Annotated in this window: 22 protein-coding genes; 6 read left to right on the top strand and 16 right to left on the bottom strand. The window is 74.5% G+C overall.

Features of this window, described 5'->3' with window-relative positions; translation table 11 throughout:
• The first annotated feature begins 22 nt into the window (after positions 1-22).
• A complete protein-coding gene (locus ACI79D_RS17525) occupies positions 23-859 on the top strand; it encodes an IclR family transcriptional regulator (RefSeq protein ID WP_456919729.1) in 837 nt (278 codons plus the stop codon).
• A 46-nt stretch (positions 860-905) separates the two neighbouring features.
• Here the strand turns inward: ACI79D_RS17525 and ACI79D_RS17520 are convergent, their stop codons facing one another.
• From ACI79D_RS17520 to ACI79D_RS17510, 3 genes are all read right to left on the bottom strand, one after another.
• The gene (locus tag ACI79D_RS17520) at positions 906-1910 is read right to left on the bottom strand and encodes an amidohydrolase family protein (protein ID WP_456919728.1); all 1005 of its coding nucleotides are present in this window, start codon (positions 1908-1910) and stop codon (positions 906-908) included.
• 12 nt (positions 1911-1922) lie between these two features.
• Positions 1923-3017, bottom strand: a complete 1095-nt coding sequence (locus ACI79D_RS17515; RefSeq protein ID WP_456919751.1) for a zinc-dependent alcohol dehydrogenase — start codon at positions 3015-3017, stop codon at positions 1923-1925.
• A gap of 206 nt (positions 3018-3223) precedes the next feature.
• On the bottom strand, positions 3224-4357 hold the full coding sequence (locus ACI79D_RS17510) for an alpha-hydroxy acid oxidase (RefSeq protein ID WP_456919727.1): 1134 nt from the start codon (positions 4355-4357) through the stop codon (positions 3224-3226).
• A gap of 128 nt (positions 4358-4485) precedes the next feature.
• Between ACI79D_RS17510 and ACI79D_RS17505 the strand changes: the two genes are divergently transcribed.
• Together ACI79D_RS17505 and ACI79D_RS17500 are read left to right on the top strand one after the other, a co-directional pair.
• A complete protein-coding gene (locus ACI79D_RS17505; protein ID WP_456919726.1) occupies positions 4486-5094 on the top strand; it encodes a nitroreductase family protein in 609 nt (202 codons plus the stop codon).
• Positions 5095-5170: 76 nt separating this feature from the next.
• On the top strand, positions 5171-5596 hold the full coding sequence (locus ACI79D_RS17500; protein WP_456919725.1) for an ANTAR domain-containing protein: 426 nt from the start codon (positions 5171-5173) through the stop codon (positions 5594-5596).
• Here ACI79D_RS17500 and hisH read toward each other — a convergent pair.
• The 5 genes from hisH to hisD are packed head-to-tail and all read right to left on the bottom strand — an operon-like array spanning position 5568 to position 9449.
• Positions 5568-6206 carry an imidazole glycerol phosphate synthase subunit HisH gene (hisH, locus tag ACI79D_RS17495; protein WP_456919724.1) on the bottom strand — a complete coding sequence of 213 codons (639 nt, stop codon included), beginning with the start codon at positions 6204-6206 and terminating at the stop codon, positions 5568-5570. The genes ACI79D_RS17500 and hisH overlap by 29 nt on opposite strands.
• Positions 6207-6262: 56 nt before the next feature.
• Positions 6263-6439 (bottom strand): hypothetical protein, encoded by a 177-nt coding sequence (locus ACI79D_RS17490; RefSeq protein WP_456919723.1) that lies wholly within the window; start codon positions 6437-6439, stop codon positions 6263-6265.
• Positions 6440-7036, bottom strand: a complete 597-nt coding sequence (gene hisB, locus ACI79D_RS17485) for an imidazoleglycerol-phosphate dehydratase HisB (RefSeq protein WP_456919722.1) — start codon at positions 7034-7036, stop codon at positions 6440-6442.
• 5 nt (positions 7037-7041) lie between these two features.
• Positions 7042-8148: a histidinol-phosphate transaminase gene (locus ACI79D_RS17480; RefSeq protein WP_456919721.1), complete on the bottom strand. Its 1107-nt coding sequence runs from the start codon at positions 8146-8148 to the stop codon at positions 7042-7044.
• Complete coding sequence (gene hisD, locus ACI79D_RS17475) at positions 8145-9449, bottom strand: histidinol dehydrogenase (RefSeq protein WP_456919720.1); 1305 nt, start codon at positions 9447-9449, stop codon at positions 8145-8147. Before hisD ends, ACI79D_RS17480 begins: the two co-directional genes overlap by 4 nt.
• A 121-nt stretch (positions 9450-9570) precedes the next feature.
• On the opposite strand from hisD, the gene ACI79D_RS17470 reads away from it, so the two are divergent.
• On the top strand, positions 9571-10371 hold the full coding sequence (locus tag ACI79D_RS17470; RefSeq protein ID WP_456919719.1) for an LON peptidase substrate-binding domain-containing protein: 801 nt from the start codon (positions 9571-9573) through the stop codon (positions 10369-10371).
• On the opposite strand, the gene ACI79D_RS17465 is transcribed toward ACI79D_RS17470, so the two are convergent.
• The 6 genes from ACI79D_RS17465 to lspA all read right to left on the bottom strand — a co-directional run bounded on the left by ACI79D_RS17465 (position 10364) and on the right by lspA (position 17836).
• On the bottom strand, positions 10364-11032 hold the full coding sequence (locus ACI79D_RS17465) for a DUF2567 domain-containing protein (RefSeq protein WP_456919718.1): 669 nt from the start codon (positions 11030-11032) through the stop codon (positions 10364-10366). The two genes, ACI79D_RS17470 and ACI79D_RS17465, sit on opposite strands and share 8 nt — an antisense overlap.
• 133 nt (positions 11033-11165) lie before the next feature.
• Entirely contained in the window at positions 11166-14735 is a 3570-nt protein-coding gene (gene dnaE / locus ACI79D_RS17460) for a DNA polymerase III subunit alpha (protein WP_456919717.1), read from the bottom strand.
• A gap of 195 nt (positions 14736-14930) precedes the next feature.
• Entirely contained in the window at positions 14931-15362 is a 432-nt protein-coding gene (locus tag ACI79D_RS17455; protein ID WP_456919716.1) for a GNAT family N-acetyltransferase, read from the bottom strand.
• Positions 15359-16132, bottom strand: a complete 774-nt coding sequence (locus tag ACI79D_RS17450) for a CPBP family glutamic-type intramembrane protease (RefSeq protein WP_456919715.1) — start codon at positions 16130-16132, stop codon at positions 15359-15361. The genes ACI79D_RS17455 and ACI79D_RS17450 overlap by 4 nt, the downstream gene beginning before the upstream one ends.
• 13 nt (positions 16133-16145) lie before the next feature.
• Positions 16146-17093 carry an RluA family pseudouridine synthase gene (locus ACI79D_RS17445; protein WP_456919714.1) on the bottom strand — a complete coding sequence of 316 codons (948 nt, stop codon included), beginning with the start codon at positions 17091-17093 and terminating at the stop codon, positions 16146-16148.
• A 47-nt stretch (positions 17094-17140) separates the two neighbouring features.
• A complete protein-coding gene (gene lspA / locus ACI79D_RS17440) occupies positions 17141-17836 on the bottom strand; it encodes a signal peptidase II (RefSeq protein WP_456919713.1) in 696 nt (231 codons plus the stop codon).
• A 101-nt stretch (positions 17837-17937) separates the two neighbouring features.
• On the opposite strand from lspA, the gene ACI79D_RS17435 reads away from it, so the two are divergent.
• The gene (locus tag ACI79D_RS17435; protein ID WP_456919712.1) at positions 17938-19431 is read left to right on the top strand and encodes a malate:quinone oxidoreductase; all 1494 of its coding nucleotides are present in this window, start codon (positions 17938-17940) and stop codon (positions 19429-19431) included.
• A gap of 81 nt (positions 19432-19512) precedes the next feature.
• Here ACI79D_RS17435 and ACI79D_RS17430 read toward each other — a convergent pair whose 3' ends face one another.
• A complete protein-coding gene (locus ACI79D_RS17430; RefSeq protein ID WP_456919711.1) occupies positions 19513-21024 on the bottom strand; it encodes a potassium/proton antiporter in 1512 nt (503 codons plus the stop codon).
• 89 nt (positions 21025-21113) lie between these two features.
• Between ACI79D_RS17430 and ileS the strand changes: the two genes are divergently transcribed.
• A complete protein-coding gene (gene ileS, locus ACI79D_RS17425) occupies positions 21114-24278 on the top strand; it encodes an isoleucine--tRNA ligase (RefSeq protein ID WP_456919710.1) in 3165 nt (1054 codons plus the stop codon).
• Between the two features lie 34 nt (positions 24279-24312).
• Here the strand turns inward: ileS and ACI79D_RS17420 are convergent, their stop codons facing one another.
• On the bottom strand, positions 24313-24951 hold the full coding sequence (locus ACI79D_RS17420; RefSeq protein WP_456919709.1) for a hypothetical protein: 639 nt from the start codon (positions 24949-24951) through the stop codon (positions 24313-24315).
• Positions 24952-24979 lie beyond the last annotated feature (28 nt).

Here is a 24979-nt window from a genome sequence, read left to right as displayed (position 1 = left end):
CGAGGCGGAGCTGGAGGTCGGGTTGAGCACGACGAGACCGCTGCGGGCGGCCGGCGGACGAGGCCGGGAGGTCCCCGTTCCCGGGCAGGGCGCCACCGCGGCGGGCCGGGTGCTGGCCGTCCTGGCGGCGTTCGGCCCGGCGCACGCCATCCTGACGCTGAGCGAGATCAGCCGCCGGTCCGGGCTGTCCCTGACCACCACGCACCGCCTCGTCGGCGAGCTGCGGGAGTGGGGCGCGCTGGAGCGGGGCGAGGACGGGCGCTACGGCATCGGGCTGCGGCTGCTGGAGCTCGGCGCGCTGGCGCCGCACGGGCTGCAGCTGCGCGAGCTGGCGGTGCCCTACGTCGACGACCTGCACCAGGCGACGCGGGCCAACGTCGTCCTCGGGGTGCGGGACGGCGCCGACGTCGTCTACGTGGAGGCGCTGCGGGCCCGCGGCGCGGTGCGGCTGATGAGCCGGATCGGCGGGCGCTGGCCGCTGCACACGACGAGCACCGGCCAGGTGCTCCTGGCCTTCGCCGGCCCGGAGGTGCAGGAGGAGGTGCTCAGCGGCCCGCTGAAGGCGTACACGCCGGAGACGATCACCGACCCGGCGGTGCTGCGGCGCACGCTGGCCGAGGTGCGCCGGACCGGATTCGCCGCCGCCGAGAACCAGCTGACCGCCGACGCGCCGGCGCTCGCCGTCGCCGTCCCGGTGCGCGGCCGCGGCGACGAGGTGGTCGCCGCCCTCGGCGTGACGGTGGCCGCCGGGACGACGCAGGCCCAGGCGCTGGTGCCGGTGCTCAACGCCACCGCGCGCGGCATCTCCCGCGCGCTGGGCGCCCCGTCGGCGCAGCCGCCGTCCCGCCGCCGGCCGTGACGCCGACCGGCTCCGGAGCCCGCGCGGGGCCCCGGAGCCGGGTGGTTCACCGGGTGGGCGCCATGCCCAGCCAGCGCCAGGCGTTGTCCCAGGTGATCTGCCGCAGGACGTCCTCGGGCAGGTCCATGGACCGCAGCGTGCGGCCGGCGGGCTCCTCCCGCGGCATGGCGGGGAAGTCCGAACCGACCAGCAGCCGGTCGGCGCCGAGCAGGTCGACCAGGTAGGTCAGCGCCCGGCGGTCGAAGACCAGCGAGTCGTAGTAGAAGCGCCGCGCGTACTCCAGCGGCGAGGGGCCGTCGTCGGGCATGACCGCGCGCTCGGGGTTCTTCGGCTCCTCGTTCCACGAGCCGCCCCAGAAGTACTGGTGGCGCGGGATCATCAGCGGGTAGCCGCCGGCCGCGTGGCTGAAGGAGATCCGCAGGTCGGGGCACTTGGCGGCGGTGCCGCCGGTGACCATCGAGGCGGCCGCGAACGCGCCCTCGACGCCGACCACGTAGGTGCCCATGGCCGACATCGGCAGCCGCTCGGTGGGCGAGGGCATCGCGTGCACGAACACCGACAGCCCGAGCCGCTCGGCCTCGGCGAAGAACGGCAGGAACTTCTCGTGGCCGATCGAGGAGCCGAGGATGTTCGAGGCGATCTCGACGCCGGCGAGGCCCAGCTCCTGGATGGCGGACAGCTCGGCGGTGGCGGCGTCCGGGTCCTGCATCGGCACCATGCCGAGGGCGATCAGCCGGGTGGGGTCGGCCTGGCACAGCGTCGCGCTGAACTCGTTGACGTGGCGGGCCAGGGACAGGCCGTCGGCCAGCGGCAGGTCGCAGCGCAGCAGCGGCGGCATGGGGCTGAGCACCTCGACGTCGACGCCGGAGGCGTCCTGGGCCTCGAGGCGGCGCTCGGCGTCGAAGAAGACGTCCTTGGCCTTGAACTGCATCTGGCCGAACAGCAGGGTGCGGGCGGTCTCGCCGCCCACCGGCTCCATGCGGGGGAAGCACTCGGGGGCGTCGGCCGGGTAGTCGTAGGGCAGCAGGTGGGCGTGGGTGTCGACGAGCATGCGGTCCTCCGGTCAGAGGTTCGGGTGGACGGAGACGTGGACGGCGGACTCGCCCGGCACCTCGCCGGCGAGGACCTCGATGGCGTGCGCGGTGTCGTCCAGGCCGAAGGAGTGGGTGTGCAGCCGCTCCAGCGGGAAGCGGCGGGACTCGATGAGCGCGATCGCCTCGGCCATCGCCTTGGCGTCGACGCCGAACGCGCCCTGCACGGTGAGCGCCCGGTTGATGATCAGGTCGGTGCGCACCGGGATCTCGCGGTCGCCCTTGATGCCGGCCAGGACGACCCGCCCGCCGTGCTTGGTGGCCAGCAGCGCGTCGGTGACCGGCCCGGCGGCCATCGGGGTGAGCTCCAGGGTGACGTCGACGCCGCGGCCGTCGGTGAGGTCGCGGACCCGCTCGACGACGTCCTCGGCGGCGTCGCCGTCGACGACCACGGTGTGGTCGGCGCCGAACTCGCGGGCCAGCGCGAGCTTGTGCGCGTCGGCCTCCAGGCCGGTGACCACGACCCGCCCCGCGCCGGCGGCCTTGGCGGCGATGACCGCGGCGATGCCGCGCAGGCCGGAGCCGAGCACGAGCACGGTGTCGCCGAACTGGACCTGCCCGTAGTGCAACGCCCAGCGCACGCCGGCGCCCATCGAGTTGTACATGGCCGCCACCTCGACCGGCAGCGTGTTGTCGATCTTGTGGACGACGGACCCGGGGGCCAGGTACATGTACTCGGCGAACCCGCCCCACAGGGACGGCGCGACGTCGACCGGGGTGACCCCGTGGCCGCCGACGCGGTTGCGGCAGGCCTGGTAGTTGCCGGTCAGGCAGTCGAAGCAGTTGCGGCACGGGATGACGACCTCGAGGGCGACCCGGTCCCCCGGCTGGACGCCCCAGCGCTTGGCGGCGTTCTCGCCGACCTCCTCGACGATCCCCATCGGCTCGTGGCCGGGCACGAACGCCGGGGCGTCCGGGCGGGCGTGGCCCTTGTAGAACTCGACGTCGCTGCCGCACAGGCCGTTGGCCTCGAGGCGGAGGAGGCCGTCGTCCGGCCCGGTCGCGGGGCGGGGGAACTCCTGGATCTCGATCTTGCGCGGCCCCACCTGCACCGCGGCGCGCACCATCTCGGCCAACTCGTCCTCTTCTCTCTCGGAGCGCAGCGCCTCGACCGGCTGCTCGCGCGCGGGAGTGCGCCGCTGCTCCTGGGTGTGCCGCCGGTCACGCTAGGTGCGGTCCGTCCGCGGCGACCACGGCCCTTCCGCCCGGTGGACGGCCACCCGCCAGGGGCTCTCCGCCTGAGCACGCGAGGCGTGCGGGGAAGGGGCGTCCCTCACCTGCGGTGCGGCGGGAGGAGCAGCCCGGCGTCGACGTCGGAGACGCCGCGGCAGCCGGTGAGCGCCATAGCCCGGACCAGCTCCGCCCGGAGCAGCTCGAGCACCCGCTCGACGCCGGCCTGGCCGCCGGCGGCCAGGCCGTAGAGGTAGGGGCGGCCGACGAGCACGGCGCGGGCGCCGAGCGCGAGCGCCTTGAGCACGTCGGTGCCGCGCCGGACGCCGCCGTCGAGCAGGACGTCGACCCGCCCGCCCACCGCCTCGACGATCGCGGGCAGCGCCTCGATCGTGGCGGGGACCCCGTCGAGCTGGCGGCCGCCGTGGTTGGACACCACCAGGCCGTCCACGCCCGCGTCGAGGAAGCGCGCGCACTCGTCCGGGCGCAGCACGCCCTTGACCACCAGCGGCCCGTGCCACAGGCCGCGGACGAACGCCAGGTCGTCCCAGGTGACCGGCCGGGGCGAGGCCAGGATCTGCCGCTGCGTCGCCCACGCCGACAGGCGGCCGCCCCGCCGGCTGGGCAGGTTGCCGCGGAGGAAGTCCACCGCCCACGCCGGGCGGGAGGCGCCGTGCAGCAGCATCCGGGGCCGCGGGCGGATCGGCAGCGAGAAGCCGTTGCGGCGGTCGCGCTCCCGGCCGCCGAAGACCGGGGTGTCCACGGTCAGGACCAGCACCCGGTAGCCGGCCGCGGCGACCCGGTCCAGCGCCGCACGGGCCTCGTCGCGGGTCGCGGGCAGGTAGAGCTGGTACCACAGCTCTCCCCCGCCGGCCCGCGCCACCTCCTCGAGCGGGTACCCGGTGACGGTGCTCTGCACGTAGACGGTGTCCTGCGCACGAGCGGCGGCCGCGACCGCCAGCTCCGCCCGCCGGTGGGCGACCCGCCCTCCCCCGGTCGGCGCGAGCAGGACGGGCATCGACAGGCGCCGGCCGAACAGCTCCAGCGAGGGGTCGACGGCGCCGACGTCGGCCATCGTCCGGGGGCTGAGCCGGATCTCGCGGAACGCCGCCTCGTTGCGGGCCAGCGTCAGCTCGTCGTCCGCCCCGCCGTCGACCATGTCGAAGACCGGGCGGGGCAGCCGCCGGCGGGCCAGCTGCCGGACCTCGGCGACGTTGACCGCCGACTGCACCCGCACGGGCGGACCTCCGGGAGGGACGGGCCGGGGACCGGCCGGGGACGAGGAGCGGCCGGACCGGAGGGAGCATAGGAGTCGGTCGCGACCGTCCCGACCGCGTGTGCCCGGTCGCGGGACCGGCTGGCAGGGTGACCGCCGTGGAGTTCGCCGGCGTCGTCCGTCGCCGCCGGATGGTGCGCGACTACGACCCCGACCGTCCGGTGCCGCCGGAGGTGCGGGAGCGGCTGCTCGAGCACGCGATCCGGGCGCCGTCGGCCGGCTTCAGCCAGGGCTGGGCGTTCCTGGTCCTGGAGGACGCCGACGACCGCGCACGGTTCTGGTCGGTGACCACCTCGCCCGGCGCCCCGGACGCCTGGCTCACCCGGATGCGCCGGGCGCCGCTGCTCATCGTGCCGCTGTCGTGCAAGGACGCCTACCTCGACCGCTACGCCGAGCCGGACAAGGGCTGGATCGACCGGGACGAGGCGCGCTGGCCGGTCCCCTACTGGGACGTCGACACCGGCATGGCCGCGCTGCTGGTCCTGCTGACCGCCGTCGACGAGGGGCTGGGCGCCTGCTTCTTCGGCGTCCCCGCCGAGCGGGTCGACGCCTTCCGGTCGGCGTTCGGCGTGCCCGCGCGGTACCGGCCGGTGGGCTGCCTGTCGGTCGGCTACCCCGGCGGCGAGGACCGCCGGTCGCCGTCCCTGCGCCGGGGGCGGCGTGGGGTGGAGGAGGTCGTGCACCGCGGTCGGTGGTGAGGAGCAGACCCCTGGCCACCGCGGGCGCGGGTGCTCAGGATGGAGCAGTCACGGGCGGGCCGAGCGGGAGGGACCGATGGCCCGATGCTCGCCCCGGGGCCGCACGCCGGACCCCGAGGCCCTCTTCGCGACGACGGCGGCCCTCCGGCGGCGGGCCCGCGCCACCGTCGCCCGCGCCGCCCAGGCGGCGTGCGAGTCCGAGCGGCTCCGCGACGGGTGGACACCGGGGACCGAGCTGCGGCGGCTCCGGGCGCAGCTGGCCGCGGTCGAGGCGCGGGCGAGGCACCTGGAGGTGGCGCTGGGCAGCAACCGCCGGATCGGCATGGCGCTGGGCATCCTCATGGCCCGGCACGGCGTCACCGAGGAGCGGGCCTTCGCCGCCCTCCGGCGGGTCAGCTGCCGCCGGAACGTCAAGCTGCGGGAGGTCGCGGAGGAGGTCGTGCACACCGGGGAGACGCCCCGGGACTGCGGCCTCAGTCGAGCGTCTTCAGCCAGTTCGTGAGCAGCTGGGCGCCCGCGTCGCCGCTCTTCTCGGGGTGGAACTGGGTCGCCGACAGCGGCCCGTTCTCCACGCCGGCGACGAACCGGTCGCCGTGCTCGGCCCAGGTGACCAGTGGCGGGGCGAGCCGGGACGGCGCGCCGTCGGCCCCGAGGGGGAACTCGCGCACGCCGTAGGAGTGCACGAAGTAGAAGCGCTGGTCCTCCAGCCCGTCGAACAGCACGCTGTCCTGCGGCGCCTGCACGGTGTTCCAGCCCATGTGCGGCAGCACCGGGGCCTCGAGCGGCTCGACGACGCCGGGCCACTCCCCGCAGCCCTCGGCGTCCTGGCCGTGCTCCACGCCGCGCTCGAAGAGGATCTGCATGCCGACGCAGACGCCGAGCACCGGCCGCCCGCCGGCCAGCCGGCGGCCGATCACCCGCGGGCCGTCGACGGCGCGCAGCCCGGCCATGCAGGCGGCGAAGGCGCCCACGCCGGGGACGACCAGCCCGTCGGCGTCGAGGGCCGCCTGCGGGTCGCCGGTCACGGTCACGTCGGCGCCGACGCGGGCCAGCGCGCGCTCGGCCGAGCGGAGGTTGCCCGACCCGTAGTCGAGGACGACGACCTTCTTCATGGCTCCCACGCTAGTCGTCAGCCCGCAACGGGCCGGCGGTTGTTCCGGGAGGTCCCTCACACCATCCGCAGCACGCCGGACACCGTGGCCAGCAACGCCGCCGCCAGCAGGACGAGGGCGAAGAACACCTGCGGGCCGGTGCGCCCCTCGGTGTCGGAGTCGGCCTTCCAGATGCTCCAGGCCCCGCCGAGCAGGAAGCCGCCCAGGACGAGCAGCAGGACGGCGAACGTCACCTACAGCGCGCCCTTGGTGGAGGGGACGTCGGTGACGCGCGGGTCGAGGGCGACCGCGGCACGCAGGGCCCGGGCCAGCGCCTTGAACTGGCCCTCGACGATGTGGTGGGCGTCGCGGCCGGCGTACAGGACCCGCACGTGCAGGCTGATCCGCGCGTTGAAGGCGAAGGACTCCAACACGTGCTTGGTCAGGCTGGTCGGGTAGTCCGGCCCGATCATCGGCGTCATGTTCTCGGGCTCGGAGTGCACGAAGTACGGCCGGCCGGAGAGGTCCACCGCCGCCTGCGCGAGCACCTCGTCCATCGGGATCGTGGCGTCGCCGTAGCGGGTGATGCCCTTCTTGTCCCCCAGCGCCTGGGCGAAGGCCTGGCCGAGGGCGATGGCGACGTCCTCCACCGTGTGGTGGGCGTCGATGTGCAGGTCGCCGTCGGCCTGCACGGTGAGGTCGATGCCGCTGTGCTTGGACAGCGCGGTCAGCATGTGGTCGTAGAACCCGACCCCGGTGCTGATCGAGCTCGTCCCGGTGCCGTCGAGGTCGAGCTCGACGACGAGCTTGGTCTCGCTGGTCTCGCGCTCGACGCGTGCGGTGCGGGTCATGGCTCTCAGTCTCCCAGGCGGTGGTCGGCGGCCACCTCACCCAGCGCGGTGAGGAAGGCGTCGGTCTCCTCCGGCGTCCCGGCGGTGACCCGCAGCCAGCCGGGCAGCCCGACGTCGCGCACGAGGACGTCGCGGTCGAGCAGCGCCTGCCAGGCGGCGGGGGCGTCGGCGAAGCGGCCGAAGAGGACGAAGTTGGCGTCGCTGGGCACGCTGGTCAGCCCCATCCCCGGCAGCGCCGCGACGATCCGGTCGCGCTCGGCCTTGACCGCGGCGACGGTGGCCAGCAGCGCGTGGGTGTGCGCCAGCGCGGTCCGGGCGGCGGCCTGGGTCAGCGAGCTGAGGTGGTAGGGCAGCCGGACCAGCTGCAGCGCGTCGACGACGGCGGGGTCGGCGGCCAGGTAGCCCAGCCGCAGGCCGGCCATGCCGAAGGCCTTGCTCATGGTGCGGCTGACGATCAGCCGCGGCCGGCCCGGCAGCAGGGTGAGCGCCGAGGGCGTGCCGGTGCGGGCGAACTCGGCGTAGGCCTCGTCGACGACCACGACCCCGTCGGTCGCGTCGTAGAGCGCCTCGACGGTCGCCAGCTCCACCGCGGTGCCGGTCGGGTTGTTCGGGCTGGTCACGAACACGACGTCCGGGCGCACCTCGCCGACCTGCGCCGCGGCGGCGTCGGGGTCGATGGTGAAGTCCGGCCGCCGCCGTCCGTCGACCCAGGCCGTGCCGGTGCCGGCGGAGATGATCGGGTGCATCGAGTACGACGGCGTGAAGCCCAGCGCCCGCCGGCCCGCGCCGCCGAACGCCTGCAGGACCTGCTGCAGGATCTCGTTGCTGCCGTTGGCCGCCCACACCCGCGCCGCGTCCAGCTCCTGGCCGCCGGTGCGGGTCAGGTACGCGGCGAGGTCGCGGCGCAGGTCGAGGGCGTCGCGGTCGGGGTAGCGGTTGAGCTCGAGCGCGGCGTGCCCCAGGGCCTCGCCGAGGTCGGCGAGCAGCTCCGGCGGCAGCGGGTGCGGGTTCTCGTTGGTGTTGAGCCGGTACTTGGCCGGCAGCTGCGGGGCGCCGTAGGGCGTGCGGCCTCGCAGCTCCGGCCGCAGCGGGAGCTCGTCGAGTCGCGTCATGCGCGCTGCCGGACCCGGACGGCGGCGGCGTGCGCGGGAAGGTCCTCGGCGCCGGCGAGGGCGTCGATGTGCCCGGCCACCTCGGCCAGGGCCTGCTCGTCGTACTCGACCACGTGGATGCCGCGCAGGAACGACTGCACCGACAGGCCGCTGGAGTGCCGCGCGCAGCCGCCGGTGGGCAGCACGTGGTTGGAGCCCGCGCAATAGTCGCCGAGCGACACCGGCGACCAGGGCCCGACGAAGACCGCGCCGGCGTTGCGCACCCGCAACGCCACCTCCCGGGCGTCCCGGGTCTGGACCTCCAGGTGCTCGGCTGCGTAGGCGTCGACCACGCGCAGGCCGGCCTCGACGTCGTCGACCAGGACGATCCCGGACTGGCTGCCGTCGAGCGCGGTGGTGATCCGGTCGGAGTGCTTGGTGGCGGCCACCTGCCCGGGGACCAGGCCCAGGACGGCGTCGGCCAGCTCCTCGCTGGTCGTGACCAGCACCGCGCCGGCGAGCGGGTCGTGCTCGGCCTGGCTGATGAGGTCCGCGGCCACGTGCGCGGGGTCGGCGGTGTCGTCGGCGAGGATGGCGACCTCGGTGGGGCCGGCCTCGGAGTCGATGCCGATGAGCCCGCGCAGCAGCCGCTTGGCCGCCGTCACGTACACGTTGCCGGGGCCGGTGACCATGTCGACCGGCTCGCAGGAGCCCGCGCCGTAGCCGAAGACCGCGATCGCCTGGGCGCCGCCGACGGCGTAGACCTCGCGGACGCCGAGGAGGGCGCACGCGGCGAGGACGCCGGGGTCGGGCAGGCCGCCGTGGTCGCGCTGCGGCGGGGAGGCGACCGCGATCGACTCGACGCCGGCGATCTGCGCCGGGACGACGTTCATGACCACGCTGGACAGCAGCGGCGCCAGGCCGCCGGGCACGTAGAGGCCGACGCGGCGCACCGGCACCCAGCGCTCGGTCACCGTGCCGCCGCGGACCACCTGGGTGGTGACGTCGGTGCGCCGCTGGTCGGCGTGCACCTTCCGCACCCGGTGGATCGCCTCCTCCAGCGCGGCGCGGACGGCGGGGTCGATCTCGGCCAGCGCCCGCTCGATCGCCGCCGCCGGGACGGCGAAGTCCTCGAGGTCGACGCCGTCGAGGCGGGCGGTGATCTCGCGGACCGCCTGGGCGCCGCGGATGCGGACGTCCTCGCACAGCGGCCGGACCGTCGCCAGTACCGAGTCGATGTCGGTCGCGGCGCGCGGGAGCAGGCCGGAGAGCTCGCGCACCCCCGGGAGCGCGGACCCACGCAGGTCGATGCGGGCGAGCACGGGCGGACCTCCGGGCGGTTCCGAGGCGGGGAACGGGAACACCCCAGGGTAGACGGGGGTAGCGGGGCCACCGTCGTCGTGCCCGGTCCGGCGTCCGGCCCTCCCCCGTAGGCTCGGCGCCGTGGGCGACGTGATCCCGCTCTTCCCGCTCGGGACGCCGCTGTTCCCCGGGGTGGTCCTGCCGCTGCAGGTCTTCGAGCTCCGCTACCGGCGGCTGATGAGCGACCTGCTGGCCCGGCCCGACGGTGAGGGCCGGTTCTTCGGCGTGGTCGCCATCCGGCAGGGCTGGGAGGTCGAGCAGGTGGCCCCGGCCGAGGCGCTCTACGACGTGGGCTGCACCGCCCGGTTGCAGGCCGTGCGCCCGCAGCCGGACGGCGGGTTCCGCATCGTGACCGTCGGCGGCGACCGGTTCCGGCTGCTCGACGTCCTCGTCGGCGACGACCCGCCCTACCTGCGGGCCGAGGTGGAGTGGCTCGCGGACGAGGAGGCCGCCGAAGAGGCCGCCGGTGACCACGAGGGCCTGGCGCCGGCCGACGGTGCGGTGCCCGACGACGAGCTCGACGACCTCGTCTCCGACGTCGCGCGCAGCTCGCTGGGGGTGCTGGTCCGCGGCGTGGGCGAGCTGTTCGCGCAGTACGTCGCCGCGGTCGCCGAGCTCACCGGGGAGACCGACGGCGACGAGCCGGACCCGGAGCTGCTGCTGGACGCCGTCTCCGGTGACCCGCGGGCGCTGTCCTACCTGGTGGCCTCGGCGGCGCTGCTGACCACCGAGGACCGGCAGGCGCTGCTCGCCGAGTCGGCGACCCGGCGGCGGCTGCGGGCGGAGTCCCGGTTGCTGCGGCGGGAGCTGACCCTGCTGGAGACGGTGGGCGCGGTGCCGGCTCCGCTGCAGCGGTTCGCCGGGCCGCGCAGCGTCAACTGAACCGGGCGTCCTCGCGGGCCGACGCCTCCGGGGCCACCCCGCCCGGCAGCGGCGGCGCGGCCGCGGCGGGCAGCGCGTCGGGCCGGCCGAGGTCCTCGGTGGCGGCGAGCAGCGCGGCCAGCAGGTAGGCCAGGACGGCGCAGAACGGGCCGATGGCGAGCGCCGCCGGCGAGTTCAGCCGCAGGCCGGTGGTGACCGCCGCGCCGACGTCGGCCAGCTGCTCCTGGGTGGGCGGGGGGCCGAGCAGCTGCCCGAGCTGCCAGGCCAGGACCGCGGCGAGCAGCGTGCCCACCGCGAGAGCCAGCAGCACGGCGACCCCGCGGCGGCGGCGCAGCCGCCAGGCCAGCACGCCGGCCAGCAGGCCGAGCCCGGCCAGCACGAGGGTGAAGACGCCGTCGTCGGCGACGAGCAGCTCCGCGGACGGGCGCCCGATCGGCACCGGGCCGTCACCGGTGACCTCGAACCGCGCCCGCGGCGCCAGGGCCCACCACAACAGCCCGGCGGGCAGTCCGCACACCAGCAGCACCCCGGCGACGCCGAGCGCGCTGCGCAGGTCGGCGCGCAGCTCCGCGGCCCCGGGCCAGCGGGGTCCGCTCGCCCACCAGGCCCGCCCGGGAGCGCGCAGCGGCTCGACGGGGCCGGGCGGAACGGGAGCGTGCACGTCCCCAGTCAACCGCGCGACCCTGGGAACCTCTTCCCGGACCGTCGCGCCGCCCTCGGTGACGTACTGGAACGGCCACCCTTCAGGGCCCCGCGCCGAGCTCGCGAGGCGTGGGGGGAAGGGTGGTCCTTCTTCACAGCAGCGCCACGCTGGTCGGGCCGAGCAGGGCCTTGATGTCCCCCATCAGCGCGGTGCTCGGCCGCACCCGCAGGCCCTGGTCCAGCCGCAGCACGGTCTCCCGGCCGCCGTTGACCAGCTTGAGCTGCACCTCGGTGGTGCCCGGGTGGCTGCCCAGGACCTCGCGCAGCCGCTCGACGACCGGCGGGGTGCAGCGGGCGGCGGCCATCGAGACCATGACCGGACCGCGCGGACCCTCGGTGAGCTCGGGGATGGTCACCTCGGCGCCGAACAGCGAGGGCTGGTCGTCGCGCCGGCTGATCCGGCCCTTGACCACCACGATCTGGTCGCGGACCACCTTCTCCGACACCTCGGCCCAGGTCTTCGGGAAGAACAGCACCTCGATGCCGGACTCGAGGTCCTCCAGCGTCGCGATCGCCCAGGGTGCGCCCTGCTTGTTGGTGCGGGGCTGCACCGACGTGAGGATGCCGGCGATGGTCACGTTCGCGCCGTCCTCGACGCCGCCGGCGTTGATCTCGGCGATGGGGGTGTCGGCGTGCGCGGTGAGCACGTGCTCGACGCCGTGCAGCGGGTGGTCGGAGACGTAGAGGCCGAGCATGTCGCGCTCGAACATCAGCCGCTCGGACTTCGACCAGTCGGCGGTCGGGATCACGATGTCCAGCGCCCCGCCGAACGGGTCGTCCCCGCCGTCGTCGTCGCCGCCGAAGCTGCCGAAGAGGTCGAACTGTCCCTCGGCCTCCTTGCGCTTGAGCGCCATCGCCGAGTCGACCGCCTGGGCGTGGACGGCGACGATGCCCTGCCGGGAGTGGCCCAGGGAGTCGAACGCGCCGGCCTTGGCCAGGGACTCGATGACCTTCTTGTTGCAGGCCACCGTGTCGATCTTGCGCATGAAGTCGGCGAAGTCCTTGAAGGCGCCCTTCTCCTCGCGGGCCCGGCGGATCGAGTCGACGACGTTGTGCCCGACGTTGCGCACCGACGCCAGCCCGAATCGGATGTCGGTGCCGACGGCGGCGAAGTCCCAGGACGACTCGTTGACGTCCGGCGGGAGCACCTTGATGCCCATCCGCCGGCACTCGGCAAGGTAGATCGGCCGGCGGTCCTTGTCGTCGCCGACGCTGGTCAGCAGCCCGGCCATGTACTCGGCCGGGTAGTTCGCCTTGAGGTACGCCGTCCAGTACGAGACCAGGCCGTAGGCGGCCGAGTGGGCCTTGTTGAAGGCGTAGTCGGCGAACGGGACCAGGATGTCCCACAGCGTCTTGATCGCCGCGTCCGAGTAGCCGCGCTCCTTCATGCCGGCCTCGAACCCGACGAACTCCGCGTCGAGGACGGACTTCTTCTTCTTGCCCATCGCGCGGCGCAGCAGGTCGGCCTTGCCGAGCGAGTACCCGGCGACCTTCTGCGCGATCGCCATGACCTGCTCCTGGTAGACGATCAGGCCGTAGGTCGTGCCGAGGATGTCCTCCAGCGGCTCGGCCAGCTCCGGGTGGATCGGCGTGATCTCCTGCTGGCCGTTCTTGCGCAGCGCGTAGTTGGTGTGCGAGTTCGCGCCCATCGGGCCGGGCCGGTAGAGCGCGCCGACGGCGGAGATGTCCTCGAAGTTGTCCGGCCGCATGAGCCGCAGCAGCGACCGCATCGGGCCGCCGTCGAACTGGAACACGCCGAGGGTGTCCCCGCGGGAGAGCAGCTCGTAGGTGGCCTTGTCGGTGAGGTCCTTGCTGATCTCGTCGAGGTCGACCGGCTCCTTGCCGTTCGCGACGATGTTGCGCAGCGCGTCGTCGATGACCGTGAGGTTGCGCAGGCCCAGGAAGTCCATCTTCAGCAGGCCGAGCGTCTCGCAGGTCGGGTAGTCGAACTGCGTGATGATCGCGCCGTCGTTCTCCCGGCGCATGATCGGGATGCTGTCGATCAGCGGGTACCGGCCGATGATGACGCCGGCGGCGTGCACGCCCCACTGCCGCTTCAGCCCCTCGAGCTTGCGGGCCTGGTCGACGACCTCGGCCGCGCCCGGGTCGGACTCGTAGCGGGCGCGGAACTCCGCGGCCTCCTTGTAGCGCGGGTGGGACGGGTCGAACACGCCCGACAGCGGGATGCCCTTGCCCATGACGTCCGGCGGCATGAGCTTGGTCAGCTCGTCCCCGACCGAGTAGGGCCGGTCGAGCACGCGGGCGGCGTCCTTGATCGCGGCCTTCGCCTTGATCGTGCCGTAGGTGACGATCTGGCTGACCCGCTCCTCGCCGTACTTCTGCGAGACGTACTGGATGACCTCGCCGCGGCGGCGGTCGTCGAAGTCGATGTCGACGTCGGGCATGGAGACGCGCTCGGGGTTGAGGAACCGCTCGAAGATCAGCCCGTGCGCCAGCGGGTCGAGGTCGGTGATGCCCATGGCGTACGCGGCCAGCGAGCCCGCGGCCGAGCCACGGCCGGGGCCGACGCGGATGCCGTTGTCCTTGGCCCAGTTGATGAAGTCGGCGACCACGAGGAAGTACCCCGGGAAGCCCATCTGGGTGATGATCCCGACCTCGTAGTCGGCCTGCTTGCGCACGTGGTCGGGGATGCCGTTCGGGTACCGCTTGTGCAGCCCGCGCTCGACCTCCTTGACGAACCAGGAGGTCTCGTCCTCCCCCGGCGGCAGCGGGAAGCGCGGCATGAGGTCGGCGCCCTCGGTGAAGGACACCTCGCACTGCTCGGCGACCAGCAGCGTGTTGTCGCAGGCGGCCTTCAGGTCACCGGGGAACAGTGCCCGCATCTCCGCGGCGCTCTTCAGGTAGTAGCCGTCGCCGTTGAACTTGAAGCGGTTGGGCTCGTTGAGGCGCGACCCGGTCTGGATGCACAGCAGGGCGTCGTGGGCCTCGGCGTCCTCCTTGTGCGTGTAGTGCAGGTCGTTGGTCGCCAGCAGCGGGATGCCGAGGTCCTTCGCGATCGCCAGCAGCTGCGGGCGGGTCTTCTTCTCGATGGACAGGCCGTGGTCCATCAGCTCGGCGTAGAAGTTCTCCTTGCCGAAGATGTCCTGGAAGTCGGCGGCGGCCTGGCGGGCGCGGTCCTCCTTGCCGGCCCGGAGCCACATGTTGACCTCGCCGGACGGGCAGCCGGTGGTGGCGATCAGCCCCTTGCCGTACCTCTCCAGCAGGTCGCGGTCGAACCGCGGCTTGCGGTACTGGCCCTCGAGGCTGGCCAGCGAGGAGATGCGGAAGAGGTTGTGCATCCCCTCGGTGGTGCGGGCCAGCAGCGTCATGTGGGTGTAGGCGGCCTTGCCGCGCGACGAGCCGCCCTCGCCGTCCTCGTCGATGAGGTTGTCGCCGAAGTCGAACGGCGCCCGGTCGAACCGCGAGCCGGGCGTGTAGTAGCCCTCCATGCCGATGATCGGCTTCACGCCGGCGCTGGTGGCCTGCTTGTAGAAGTCGTAGGCCCCGAACACGTTGCCGTGGTCGGTCATCGCCAGGGCGGGCATGCCGTGCTCCGCGGCGGCCTTCGTCACCTCCGGCAGTTTCGCCGCGCCGTCGAGCATCGAGTACTCGGTGTGGACGTGCAGGTGCACGAACGAGTCGGACGACGGGGTGCTGCTCACGGGGGTGCGTGCTCCTCACAGGTCGTGCGTGCCCGGCCGTCGGGGATCCGAGCGGGCGACCGGCGGGGAAGACCGGCGGTGCTGTGGTCCGGGGTGCGGGCCGGGGGACGACCCGATCCTCGCACCACGGAGGTCTACTCCGGGGGACCGACAGAAAGGTGTCTCGCCACAGGCGGACCGCTCGGTCACACGGCGTCAGCCGAGGTCACGCCGCATCGTGACGTGCGCGATGCCGGCCTCCTCGTACTCGTCGCCGACCACGGTGTATCCGGCCCGCTCGTAGAACCCGCGGGCGGTGACCTGCGCGTGCAGCTCCACCTCCGGCAGGCCGCGCAGCACCGCCTGGCGGTGCAGCTCGGCCAGGACGGCGGCGCCGTGGCCGCGGCCGCGGACCGGCGCGTCGACCGCCATCCGGCCGATCACCGCGCGCCCCTCCCGGGTCAGGAGCCGCCCGGTGGCGACCACCCGGCCGGCGTCGTCCCGGACGAGGGCGTGGACGGCCGTGGCGTCGAGGGCGTCCTGCTCGATCTCGGCCGGCACCCCCTGCTCCTCGACGAAGACCCGGGTGCGCAGGGCGACCACCTCCGGCCAGTCCGCCGCGGTGGCGACCGACGCCCGTCCGCTCACCGGCTGCCCGCCGGGAGCGCGCTCGCGGGGACGAGCAGGAACCGCAGGTCGATGAGCACGTGCAGCACGACCGGCACGAGCAGGGAGCCGGTGTCCAGGTACACCGCGGCCAGCACGCCCCCGAGCACGCCGGTGGTCACGATCCCGGCCACCCCCTGGTAGGCGTGTGCCAGGCCGAACGCCGCGGCGGCGACGGCCACGAGCGCGGGTGTGGACAGCCCGCCGGCGACAGCGGCGACGACGGCGAGGAAGAACCCGCGGTAGAGCCACTCCTCGCACACGCCCGCGGTGACGCCCACGACCGTGAACAGCCGCCGCTCGGCGGGCGTGCGCGGCAGCAGCGCCAGGGTGGCGTGCACCTGCGGCTCGGCGTGCCGGCCCTCTCCCGGCCGCCGCACCTCGGCGGCGGAGACCAGCGCCCCGGAGCGCAGCGCCCGGGTCGACAGGACGACGAAGACGACGACCAGGACGGCGGCTGCGGCCGACAGCGGACCGGGCCACGACTGCGGCCACCGCAGGCCCACCTCGGCCGCGCTCACCCCGGGGGCGGACAGCCAGACGACGCTGGCGACCAGCGCCAGGCCCCACTCGAGGACCAGCAGCCGCCGGTAGAACGACCGGCGGGCGCCGTCGTCGGTGCGCAGCCGTCCCTCGAACCGGCGGTGCAGCACGTGCCCGACCAGCGGCTCGCCGGCCACCAGGTAGCCGGCGACGACGACCGCCGACAGCGCCGCCGGGCCGTACTCGGCGAGGGACCCGGGCAGATCCATCAGGGACCGGGCCTCACGCCTCTGCGCGCAGGATCTCCAGCGCGCCGGCGAGGTCGGGCGGATAGGGGCTGGTGAACTCCATCCACCGCCCGTCGGCCGGGTGCGGGATGCCCAGCCGGACGGCGTGCAGCCACTGCCGGGCCACGCCGAGCCGCGCGGCCAGGGTCGGGTCGGCGCCGTAGGTCGTGTCGCCCACGCACGGGTGGCGCAGGGCGGAGAAGTGCACGCGGATCTGGTGCGTGCGGCCGGTCTCCAGCTTGATGTCGACCAGACTGGCGGCCGGGAAGGCCTCGACGACCTCGTAGTGGGTGACCGAGGGCCGGCCGCCCTGGACGACGGCGAACTTCCAGTCGTGCCGCGGATGACGGTCGATGGGGGCGTCGATGGTGCCGCGCGAGGGATCGGGGTGGCCCTGCACCAGGGCGGAGTAGCCCTTCTCGACGGTGCGCTCCTTGAACGCCGCCTTGAGCAGCGTGTAGGCCCGCTCGCTCTTGGCCACGACCATCAGCCCGGTGGTGGCGGCGTCGAGCCGGTGGACGACGCCCTGCCGCTCGGCCGCGCCGGAGGTGGAGATGCGGTACCCGGCCGCGGCCAGGCCGCCGACGACGGTGGGCCCCTCCCAGCCGGGGCTCGGGTGCGCCGCGACGCCCACCGGCTTGTCCACCACCACGATGTCGTCGTCGTCGTGGACGACGGTGAGCCCGGCGACCGGCTCGGGCGCGACGGGCTCCCCGGGCGGCGGGGGCAGCTCGACCTCCAGCCAGCTGCCGCCGTTGACCCGGTCGCCCTTGCCGCGGGCGCGCCCGTCGATGAGGACGGCGCCGGCGTCGGCCAGGTCGGCGGCCGCGCTGCGGGTGAGGCCGAAGAGCCGGGACAGCGCCTGGTCGACGCGCTGGCCCTCCAGCCCGTCCGGCACCGGGAGGGCCCGGTGCTGGCCCGCGGAGCTGGTCACGGCCTCCATCGTGCCAGGGGGCCGCGACCGGGCCGGCGCGCCGCCACCGCGGGTGCTCAGCCGCCCGCCGGGCCGCCGTCGCCCGCCGCGCGCGCGGCCGAGGCCCGGGAGCCGTCGAACTCGACGCCGCGCAGCGCCAGCACGGCACCGAGGACGCCGCCGCAGACGATCGCCGAGTCGGCCAGGTTGAAGATCGGGTACACCCGGCCGTCGGGGGCGAAGACGGAGAGGAAGTCGACGACGCCGCCGCGCAGGAACCCCGGGTCGCGGAAGACCCGGTCGACCAGGTTGCCCACCGCACCGCCGAGCACCAGCCCCAGCGCCACCGCCCAGCCGGCCGAGAACAGCCGGCGCGCGGTGCGCACGATCACCACCGCCACGGCGACCGCGACGAGGGTGAAGACGACGGTGAAGCCCTCGGCGAAGGAGAACGCCGCACCGGTGTTGCGGGCGTGCGTCAGGTAGAGGGCGCCGCCGAGCAGGCGGACGTCCTCCCCCGGCGCGATCGTGGCGACGACGAGCAGCTTGGTGGCGAGGTCGGCCAGCAGCACGCCCAGCGCGAGGAGGAGCAGCAGCCGGGTGCGCGGGCGCCGCGGGCGCGGACCGGCGTCGTCCCGGGGGTCGCTGGGTTCGGACAGGAGGAGCTCCTCGGTCGTTCCGGACGCGGCCGGACCGACGATAACCGGGGCGACGGCGTGGCCTGCTCCGCTCGGCGGGCCGGCGCAACTCGAACCGGATGTGATCCATCTCATGACGCCGTGCGACTCATCTCACCACGGCGAGTGACATGTTCGGACGGTTAGGCACCGTTACTGGATAGGTACAGCGCCACCCCCGAGCACGGAAGGCCGTCGTGTCCACCGATCTCGCCCCTGCCACCGACCCCGACGTAGTCCTCGTCGGCGGCGGCATCATGAGCGCGACCCTCACGTCGCTGCTCGGTGTCGTCGCTCCCGACTGGAGCGTCGCCGTCTTCGAGTCCGGACCCTCGGTGGCCGGTGAGAGCTCCGACGCCTGGAACAACGCCGGCACCGGTCACGCGGCCCTCTGCGAGCTGAACTACACCCCCGCGGCAGCCGACGGCTCGGTGGACGTGAGCAAGGCCGTCACCATCAACGAGCAGTTCCAGGTGTCCCGCCAGTTCTGGTCGCACCTGGTGCGCGCGGGCCTGACCGGCTCGCCCAAGGACTTCATCACCCCGGTCCCGCACATCAGCTTCGTCACCGGTGACGCCGGCCGGCAGTACATGCGTACCCGCCACGAGGCCATGGCCGCGCACCCGCTGTTCACCGGCATGGAGTACACCGACGACTCCGCCGAGCTGGCCTCGTGGGTGCCGCTGATGATGGCCGGGCGCCCCGCCGACCAGGTCGTCGCGGCGACCCGCTCGGCCGCCGGCACCGACGTCGACTTCGGGTCCCTGACCCGGCTGCTGTTCGCCGCGGCCGAGGACCGGGGCGTCCACGTGCACGTCGGCCAGCGGGTCACCGCCGTCGACCGGCGCAGCGACGGCCGGTGGACGGTCACCGTCCGCGACGCGGCCAGCGGCGAGGAGCGGACCGTCCGCACCCGGTTCGTGTTCGTCGGCGCCGGTGGCGGCGCGCTGCCGCTCCTGCAGAAGGCCGGCATCCCGGAGATCCGCGGCTTCGGCGGCTTCCCGGTGAGCGGCATGTTCCTGCGCACCCGCTCCCCCGAGCTCGTCGCGGCCCACCAGGCCAAGGTCTACGGCCAGGCCGCCGTCGGGGCGCCGCCGATGTCGGTGCCGCACCTGGACCTGCGGCTGATCGACGGGGACCACTCGCTGCTGTTCGGCCCCTACGCCGGCTTCTCCCCGAAGTTCCTCAAGGCCGGCTCGATGTTCGACCTGCCGCTCAGCGTCAAGCCGAACAACCTCGGGTCGATGCTGGGCGTGGCCCGCACCGAGATGGCGCTCACCCGCTACCTCGTCGGCGAGCTGCTCCAGACGCGGTCGGCGCGCCACACGACGCTCCAGGCCTTCGTGCCGCTCGCCGAGCAGCAGGACTGGGACATGATCACCGCCGGGCAGCGGGTCCAGGTCATCAAGCAGGACCCGACGACCGGCCGCGGCGTCCTGCAGTTCGGCACCGAGCTCGTCGTCGGCGGGGACGGCTCGATCGCCGGCCTGCTGGGCGCCTCCCCGGGCGCGTCCACCGCGGTCTCGGCGATGCTCACCGTGCTGGAGCGGTGCTTCCCCGACCGGATCCCCGCCTGGCGGCCGCGGCTGCAGGAGGCGATCCCCTCCTACGGGCGCCGGCTGGCCGACGACCCGGCCCTGCTCGCCGAGGTCCGCGCCGAGACGATGCAGACCCTCGAGCTCAACGGCTGAGAGAGGACCCTCCTGCGCCCACCCCGCGCAGGTTCGGGGCGGGACCCTGCGGGAGGGCCGGCGGGATGTCGGCGTCCTCCCTCAGTCGCTCTCCGTGGCGGCGCCGGTCTCCCCCCGCCAGGAGGCCAGGCGCCCGGCGCGGCTGACGGCGCGCAGCCGCCGCTCGGCCTCCGACCGGGAGCGGCGGGCCGACACCAGCAGCGCCTGGTCGCCGCGCACCAGCCGGGTGGTGGGCCCGGGCACGAAGGACCGGCCGTCGCGCACGATGAGCACGACGGCGGCGTCCTCGGGCAGCCGCAGCTCCGGCAGGTACACCCCGTGCAGCCGGGACCCGGGCGGCACGGTCAGCTGCAGCAGGTCGGCGTCGAGCTCGTCGAGCGGCGCGGACTCGACGTCGACGTCCCGCGGGGTCACCGGTGCGGCGATCCGCAGCCGCCGGGCCACCCAGGGCAGCGACCAGCCCTGGATCAGCGTGAAGACGACGACCAGCACGAAGACCGTGTCGAAGATGCGGGTCGCGCCCTCCACCCCCGCGGCGACCGGGAACGTGGCGAGCACGATGGGCACCGCCCCGCGCAGGCCGGCCCAGGAGATGAACGCCTGCTGGGCCAGCGGCATCCGGAACCAGACCAGGCTGGCCAGGACCGACAGCGGCCGGGCCACCAGCAGCAGCGCGCCGCCGACCAGCAGGGCCGGCAGCAGCGCCTCGTCCAGCCGGGCGGGCGAGACCAGCAGCCCCAGCAGGACGAACAGGCCGATCTGGGCGAGGGAGGCCATGCCCTCGGCGAAGCCGATGCTGGCCGACCGGTGCGGCAGCGCGCGGTTGCCCAGCGCCACGCCGGCCAGGTAGACGGCGACGAACCCCGAGGTGTGCGCGAGGTCGGCCAGGGCGAAGGCGAGCACGCACAGCGCGAGGGTGGCCAGCGGGTAGAAGCCGGCGAGGGGCAGCGCCACCCGGCGCAGCAGCTCCGCGCCGCCGAGGCCGACGGCGACCCCGATCGCCGCGCCGCCCACGAGCTCGGCGACGATCTCCAGCCCGATGAGCCACCACGGCTCGCTGTGCTCGCCGGTCAGGTAGGTGGCCAGCGCGGTCACCAGCAGGATCGCCGGGGCGTCGTTGAGCCCGCTCTCGGCCTCGATGGAGGCGGCCAGCCGGCGCGGAAGCGACAACCGGCGCAGCGCGGCGAACACCGCCGCGGCGTCCGTGCTGCTGATCACGGCCCCCAGCAGCAGGGCGAAGGCCCAGGAGAAGTCCAGCAGCCAGACGGCGACCGCCGCGGTGACGACGACGCTCACCAGGACGCCGACCGTCGCCAGCGCCACGCCCGGCCCGATCGCCCGCCGGACGTCGTTCCACCGCGTGGTCAGGCCGCCTTCGGCCAGGATGACCACGAGGGCGGCCACGCCGAGGGTCTGGGTGAGCTGCACGTCCTCGAACTCCACGCCCAGGCCGTCCTCGCCGAGGAGGACGCCGAGCGCCAGGTAGAGGAGCAGGCTCGGCAGGCCCAGCCGGTCGGCCAGGCGCAGCGCGACGGCGGCCACGAGGACCACGACGGCCCCGAGCGCGAGGCCGACGGTGACCGTCGTGTTCACCGCGCGCCCCTGACCACCTCCGCAGTCTCCCGTACGCCCGTGGCGGAGCCGTTCCACGACCCGGTCGACGCCTCGGGGACAATGGGGGCGTGAGCTCTCCCGGTCCCTTCCGCGCGCTGCCCCCGCAGGTCGACCTGCCCGTCCTGGAGCAGGAGATCCTGGGCCGCTGGGAGGCCGACAAGGTCTTCGCCCGCTCGCTGGAGGCCTCCGCCGGCCGGCCGCAGTGGAACTTCTACGAGGGCCCGCCCACCGCGAACGGCCGGCCGGGCACCCACCACATCGAGGCGCGCGCGTTCAAGGACGTGTTCCCGCGGTTCAAGACGATGCAGGGCTGGCACGTGCCCCGCCGCGCCGGCTGGGACTGCCACGGCCTGCCGGTGGAGATCGCCGTCGAGCAGGAACTGGGCTTCGCCGGGAAGCCCGACATCGAGCGCTACGGCATCGCCGAGTTCAACGCCCGCTGCCGGGAGTCGGTGGAGCGGCACGTCAGCGACTTCTCCGACCTGACCCGCCGGATGGGGTACTGGGTCGACCTGTCCACCGCCTACTGGACGATGGACCCCGCCTACATCGAGAGCGTCTGGTGGTCGCTCAAGCAGGTCTTCGACAAGGGCCTGCTCGTCGAGGACCACCGCGTCGCCCCCTACTGCCCGCGCTGCGGCACCGGGCTCTCCGACCACGAGGTCGCCCAGGGCTACGAGTCGATCACCGACCCGTCGGTCTACGTGCGGCTGCCGGTCACCAGCGGCGAGTGGGCCGGGAAGGCCGACCTGCTCGTCTGGACGACGACGCCGTGGACGCTGCCGTCCAACACCGCCGTCGCCGTCCACCCGGACGTCACCTACGTGGTGGCCAGGCGCGGCGACGACACGCTGGTCGTCGCCGAGCCGCTGCTGGGCGCCGTCTTCGGCGACACCGACGACGTCGAGGTGCTGGCCCGCACGACCGGCCGGGACTGGGAGCGGGTGCACTACCGGCGGCCGTTCGAGCTGGTCGACTTCCCCGAGGGTGAGGACACCCACTTCGTCGTCCTGGCCGACTACGTCACCACCGACGACGGCACCGGGCTGGTCCACCAGTCCCCCGCCTTCGGCGCCGACGACCTCGCGGTCTGCCGGGCCTACGGGCTGCCGGTGGTCAACCCGATCGACAACACCGGGCACTTCCTGCCCGACGTCCCGCTGGTCGGCGGCCGGTTCTTCAAGGCCGCCGACGACACGCTGGTGGCCGACCTGGCCGCGCGCGGCGTGCTGTGGCGCGAGCAGCGCTACGAGCACAGCTACCCGCACTGCTGGCGGTGCCACACACCCCTCATGTACTACGCGCAGCCGTCCTGGTACATCCGCACCTCCGCGATCAAGGACCAGCTGCTCGCCGAGAACGAGAAGACCTCCTGGCACCCCGAGCACATCCAGTGGGGCCGCTACGGCGACTGGCTGCGGAACAACGTCGACTGGGCGCTGTCCCGGGACCGGTACTGGGGCACGCCGCTGCCGATCTGGCGCAACGACGCCGACCCGAGCCGCATGGTGGTCGTCGGGTCGCTGGCCGAGCTGTCGGAGCTGACCGGCCGGGACCTGTCCGGCCTGGACCCGCACCGGCCGTTCATCGACGAGGTCACCTTCACCCGCCCCGGCGAGGAGGGCACCTACCGGCGGGTGCCGCAGGTCATCGACGCCTGGTACGACTCCGGCTCGATGCCCTTCGCCCAGTGGGGGGCGCCGTACCGCAACCAGGCGGAGTTCGAGGCGGCCTACCCGGCGCAGTTCATCTGCGAGGCGATCGACCAGACCCGCGGCTGGTTCTACTCGCTCATGGCCGTGGGCACGCTGGTGTTCGGGCGGAACTCGTACGAGAACGTGCTGTGCCTGGGCCACATCCTGGCCGAGGACGGCCGGAAGATGAGCAAGCACCTGGGCAACATCCTCGAGCCGATCCCGCTGATGGACCGGCACGGCGCCGACGCCGTCCGCTGGTTCATGCTGGCCGGCGGCTCGCCGTGGTCGGCCCGGCGGGTCGGGCACGAGACGCTGTCCGAGGTGGTCCGCAAGGTCCTGCTGACCTACTGGAACACGGCCAGCTTCTTCACCCTCTACGCGGAGACCAACGGCTGGGACCCGGCCACGACCCCTGCTCCCCCGCGGGCGGAGCGGCCGCTGCTGGACCGCTGGGCGCTGGCCGAGCTGGCCGCGGTGACCGAGGGCGTGACCGCGGCGCTGGAGGACTTCGACACCCAGGGCGCCGGCCGGCTGCTCGCCCAGTTCGTCGACGACGTCTCCAACTGGTACGTGCGCCGCTCCCGCCGCCGGTTCTGGGACGGCGACCCGGCCGCGCTGGCCACCCTGCACGAGGTGCTCGACGTCCTCACCCGGCTCATGGCGCCGTTCACGCCGTTCGTCACCGAGGAGGTCTGGACCCGGGCGGTCACGCCGGGGCTGGCCGACGCGCCGGACTCGGTGCACCTGTCCTCCTGGCCGCAGGTGGACGCCGACGCCCGCGACGACCGGCTCGTCGAGCAGGTCGCGCTGGTCCGCCGGCTGGTCGAGCTCGGCCGCTCGGCCCGGACGTCGGCCAAGGTGCGCACCCGCCAGCCGCTGGCCCGCGCCGTCGTCTCCGCCCCGGGTTGGTCGGTCCTCCCCCGCGACCTGGTCGCCGAGGTGGCCGACGAGCTCAACGTGGCCGAGCTGATGGACCTCTCCGCGGTCGGCGGCGACCTGGTCGACGTCAGCGTGAAGGTCGACTTCCGCGCGGTGGGGCGCCGCCTGGGCAAGCAGGTGCAGGCCGTCGCCAAGGCCGTCGCCGCCGCGGACGCGCCCACCCTCGTCGCCGGCTACCGCGCCGGGACGGCGAGCGTCGAGGTCGACGGGGCCGCCGTGCCGCTGCAGGAGGGCGACCTCGTCGTGACCGAGACGCCGCGGGAGGGCTGGACCGTGGCCAGCGGCGGCGGGCTCACCGTGGCGCTGGACCTCGAGCTCACCCCGGCGCTGGAGCGGGCCGGCCTGGTCCGGGAGGCCGTCCGGCTGGTCCAGGAGGCTCGCAAGACCAGCGGCCTGGCCGTCAGCGACCGCATCGAGCTGTGGTGGACCGCCGACGCGACGGACGGGGAGCAGATGGCCCAGGCGCTGACCGAGCACGCCGCCCAGGTGGCCGACGAGGTGCTCGCGGTCCGGGTGCACGCGCAGGAGCCCGGCACCGGCGAGGGCGTCGAGGGCCCGGCGGGCACGCGCTTCTGGGTCGCCCGCGCGGAGAGCTGAAGCAGGACCCCGTCCAGGGCCGCCCGCGGGACCGCTACCCTCGGGCGGTCCGGCGGCGGGCGCGCTCGGTCTCGGCGGCGTGCCGGACCGGGCGGCACACGGCGCACGGGGTGAACCCGTCGGCGCGGGCCTCGACCATGGGCAGCGGCACCGCCGTCCGGCCGCCCAGGTGCGGGCAGCCGGCCAGGTGGTACCGCGGGTGCTCGTCGACCACGAGCACGTCGTCGCGCAGGTCCACGACGAGCAGCAGGTCGGTGACCTCGACGTCCTCCTCGGCCGGCTCGCCGTCCGCGCCGACGTCCGGGGTCGTCGTGCGGGCGACCGCGGCGTGCGCGCCGGTGGACGGCTCGTCGTCGGGCTCCGGCTCGTCGACCGGCGCCTCCTCCCACCGCGGCGGAACCGGGTCCGGCAGCGCGGCCTGGCCCCGCGGCGGCGTCGCCGGGTCCTCCGGCACCCGGCGGCCGGCCTCCCGGGGGTGCCGCGGGGCCTCCGGTGCGCGGGCGGCGAAGTCGGCGGCCTCCCGGGCCATCCCGCTCCGGGCCAGGACCAGCAGGACGGCGGCGAGCGCGCAGGCCGCCACGCACCCCCAGTACAGGGCCGTGAGGCCGGTGACCAGTCCGCCGCCGAACAACCCGAGACCGATCAGCACCAGCAGGCCCGCCGCCAAGATCACGCGCAGACTGTAACCGGGCACGTACGCG

Source organism: Geodermatophilus sp. SYSU D00708 (assembly GCF_054050115.1).
This window is presented reverse-complemented; position numbering and strand designations above follow the sequence as displayed.

Bases quoted from the DNA above. Each gene is read 5' to 3' on its own strand.
- ACI79D_RS17450 (WP_456919715.1), bottom strand. From the start codon at position 16,132: ATGGATCTGCCCGGGTCCCTCGCCGAGTACGGCCCGGCGGCGCTGTCG.
- ACI79D_RS17515 (WP_456919751.1), bottom strand. From the start codon at position 3,017: ATGGTGCGCGCCGCGGTGCAGGTGGGGCCGCGCAAGATCGAGATCCAG.
- hisB (WP_456919722.1), bottom strand. From the start codon at position 7,036: ATGACCCGCACCGCACGCGTCGAGCGCGAGACCAGCGAGACCAAGCTC.
- ACI79D_RS17480 (WP_456919721.1), bottom strand. From the start codon at position 8,148: ATGACGCGACTCGACGAGCTCCCGCTGCGGCCGGAGCTGCGAGGCCGC.
- hisH (WP_456919724.1), bottom strand. From the start codon at position 6,206: ATGAAGAAGGTCGTCGTCCTCGACTACGGGTCGGGCAACCTCCGCTCG.
- lspA (WP_456919713.1), bottom strand. From the start codon at position 17,836: ATGAGATGGATCACATCCGGTTCGAGTTGCGCCGGCCCGCCGAGCGGA.
- ACI79D_RS17520 (WP_456919728.1), bottom strand. From the start codon at position 1,910: ATGCTCGTCGACACCCACGCCCACCTGCTGCCCTACGACTACCCGGCC.
- ACI79D_RS17445 (WP_456919714.1), bottom strand. From the start codon at position 17,093: ATGGAGGCCGTGACCAGCTCCGCGGGCCAGCACCGGGCCCTCCCGGTG.
- ACI79D_RS17500 (WP_456919725.1), top strand. From the start codon at position 5,171: ATGGCCCGATGCTCGCCCCGGGGCCGCACGCCGGACCCCGAGGCCCTC.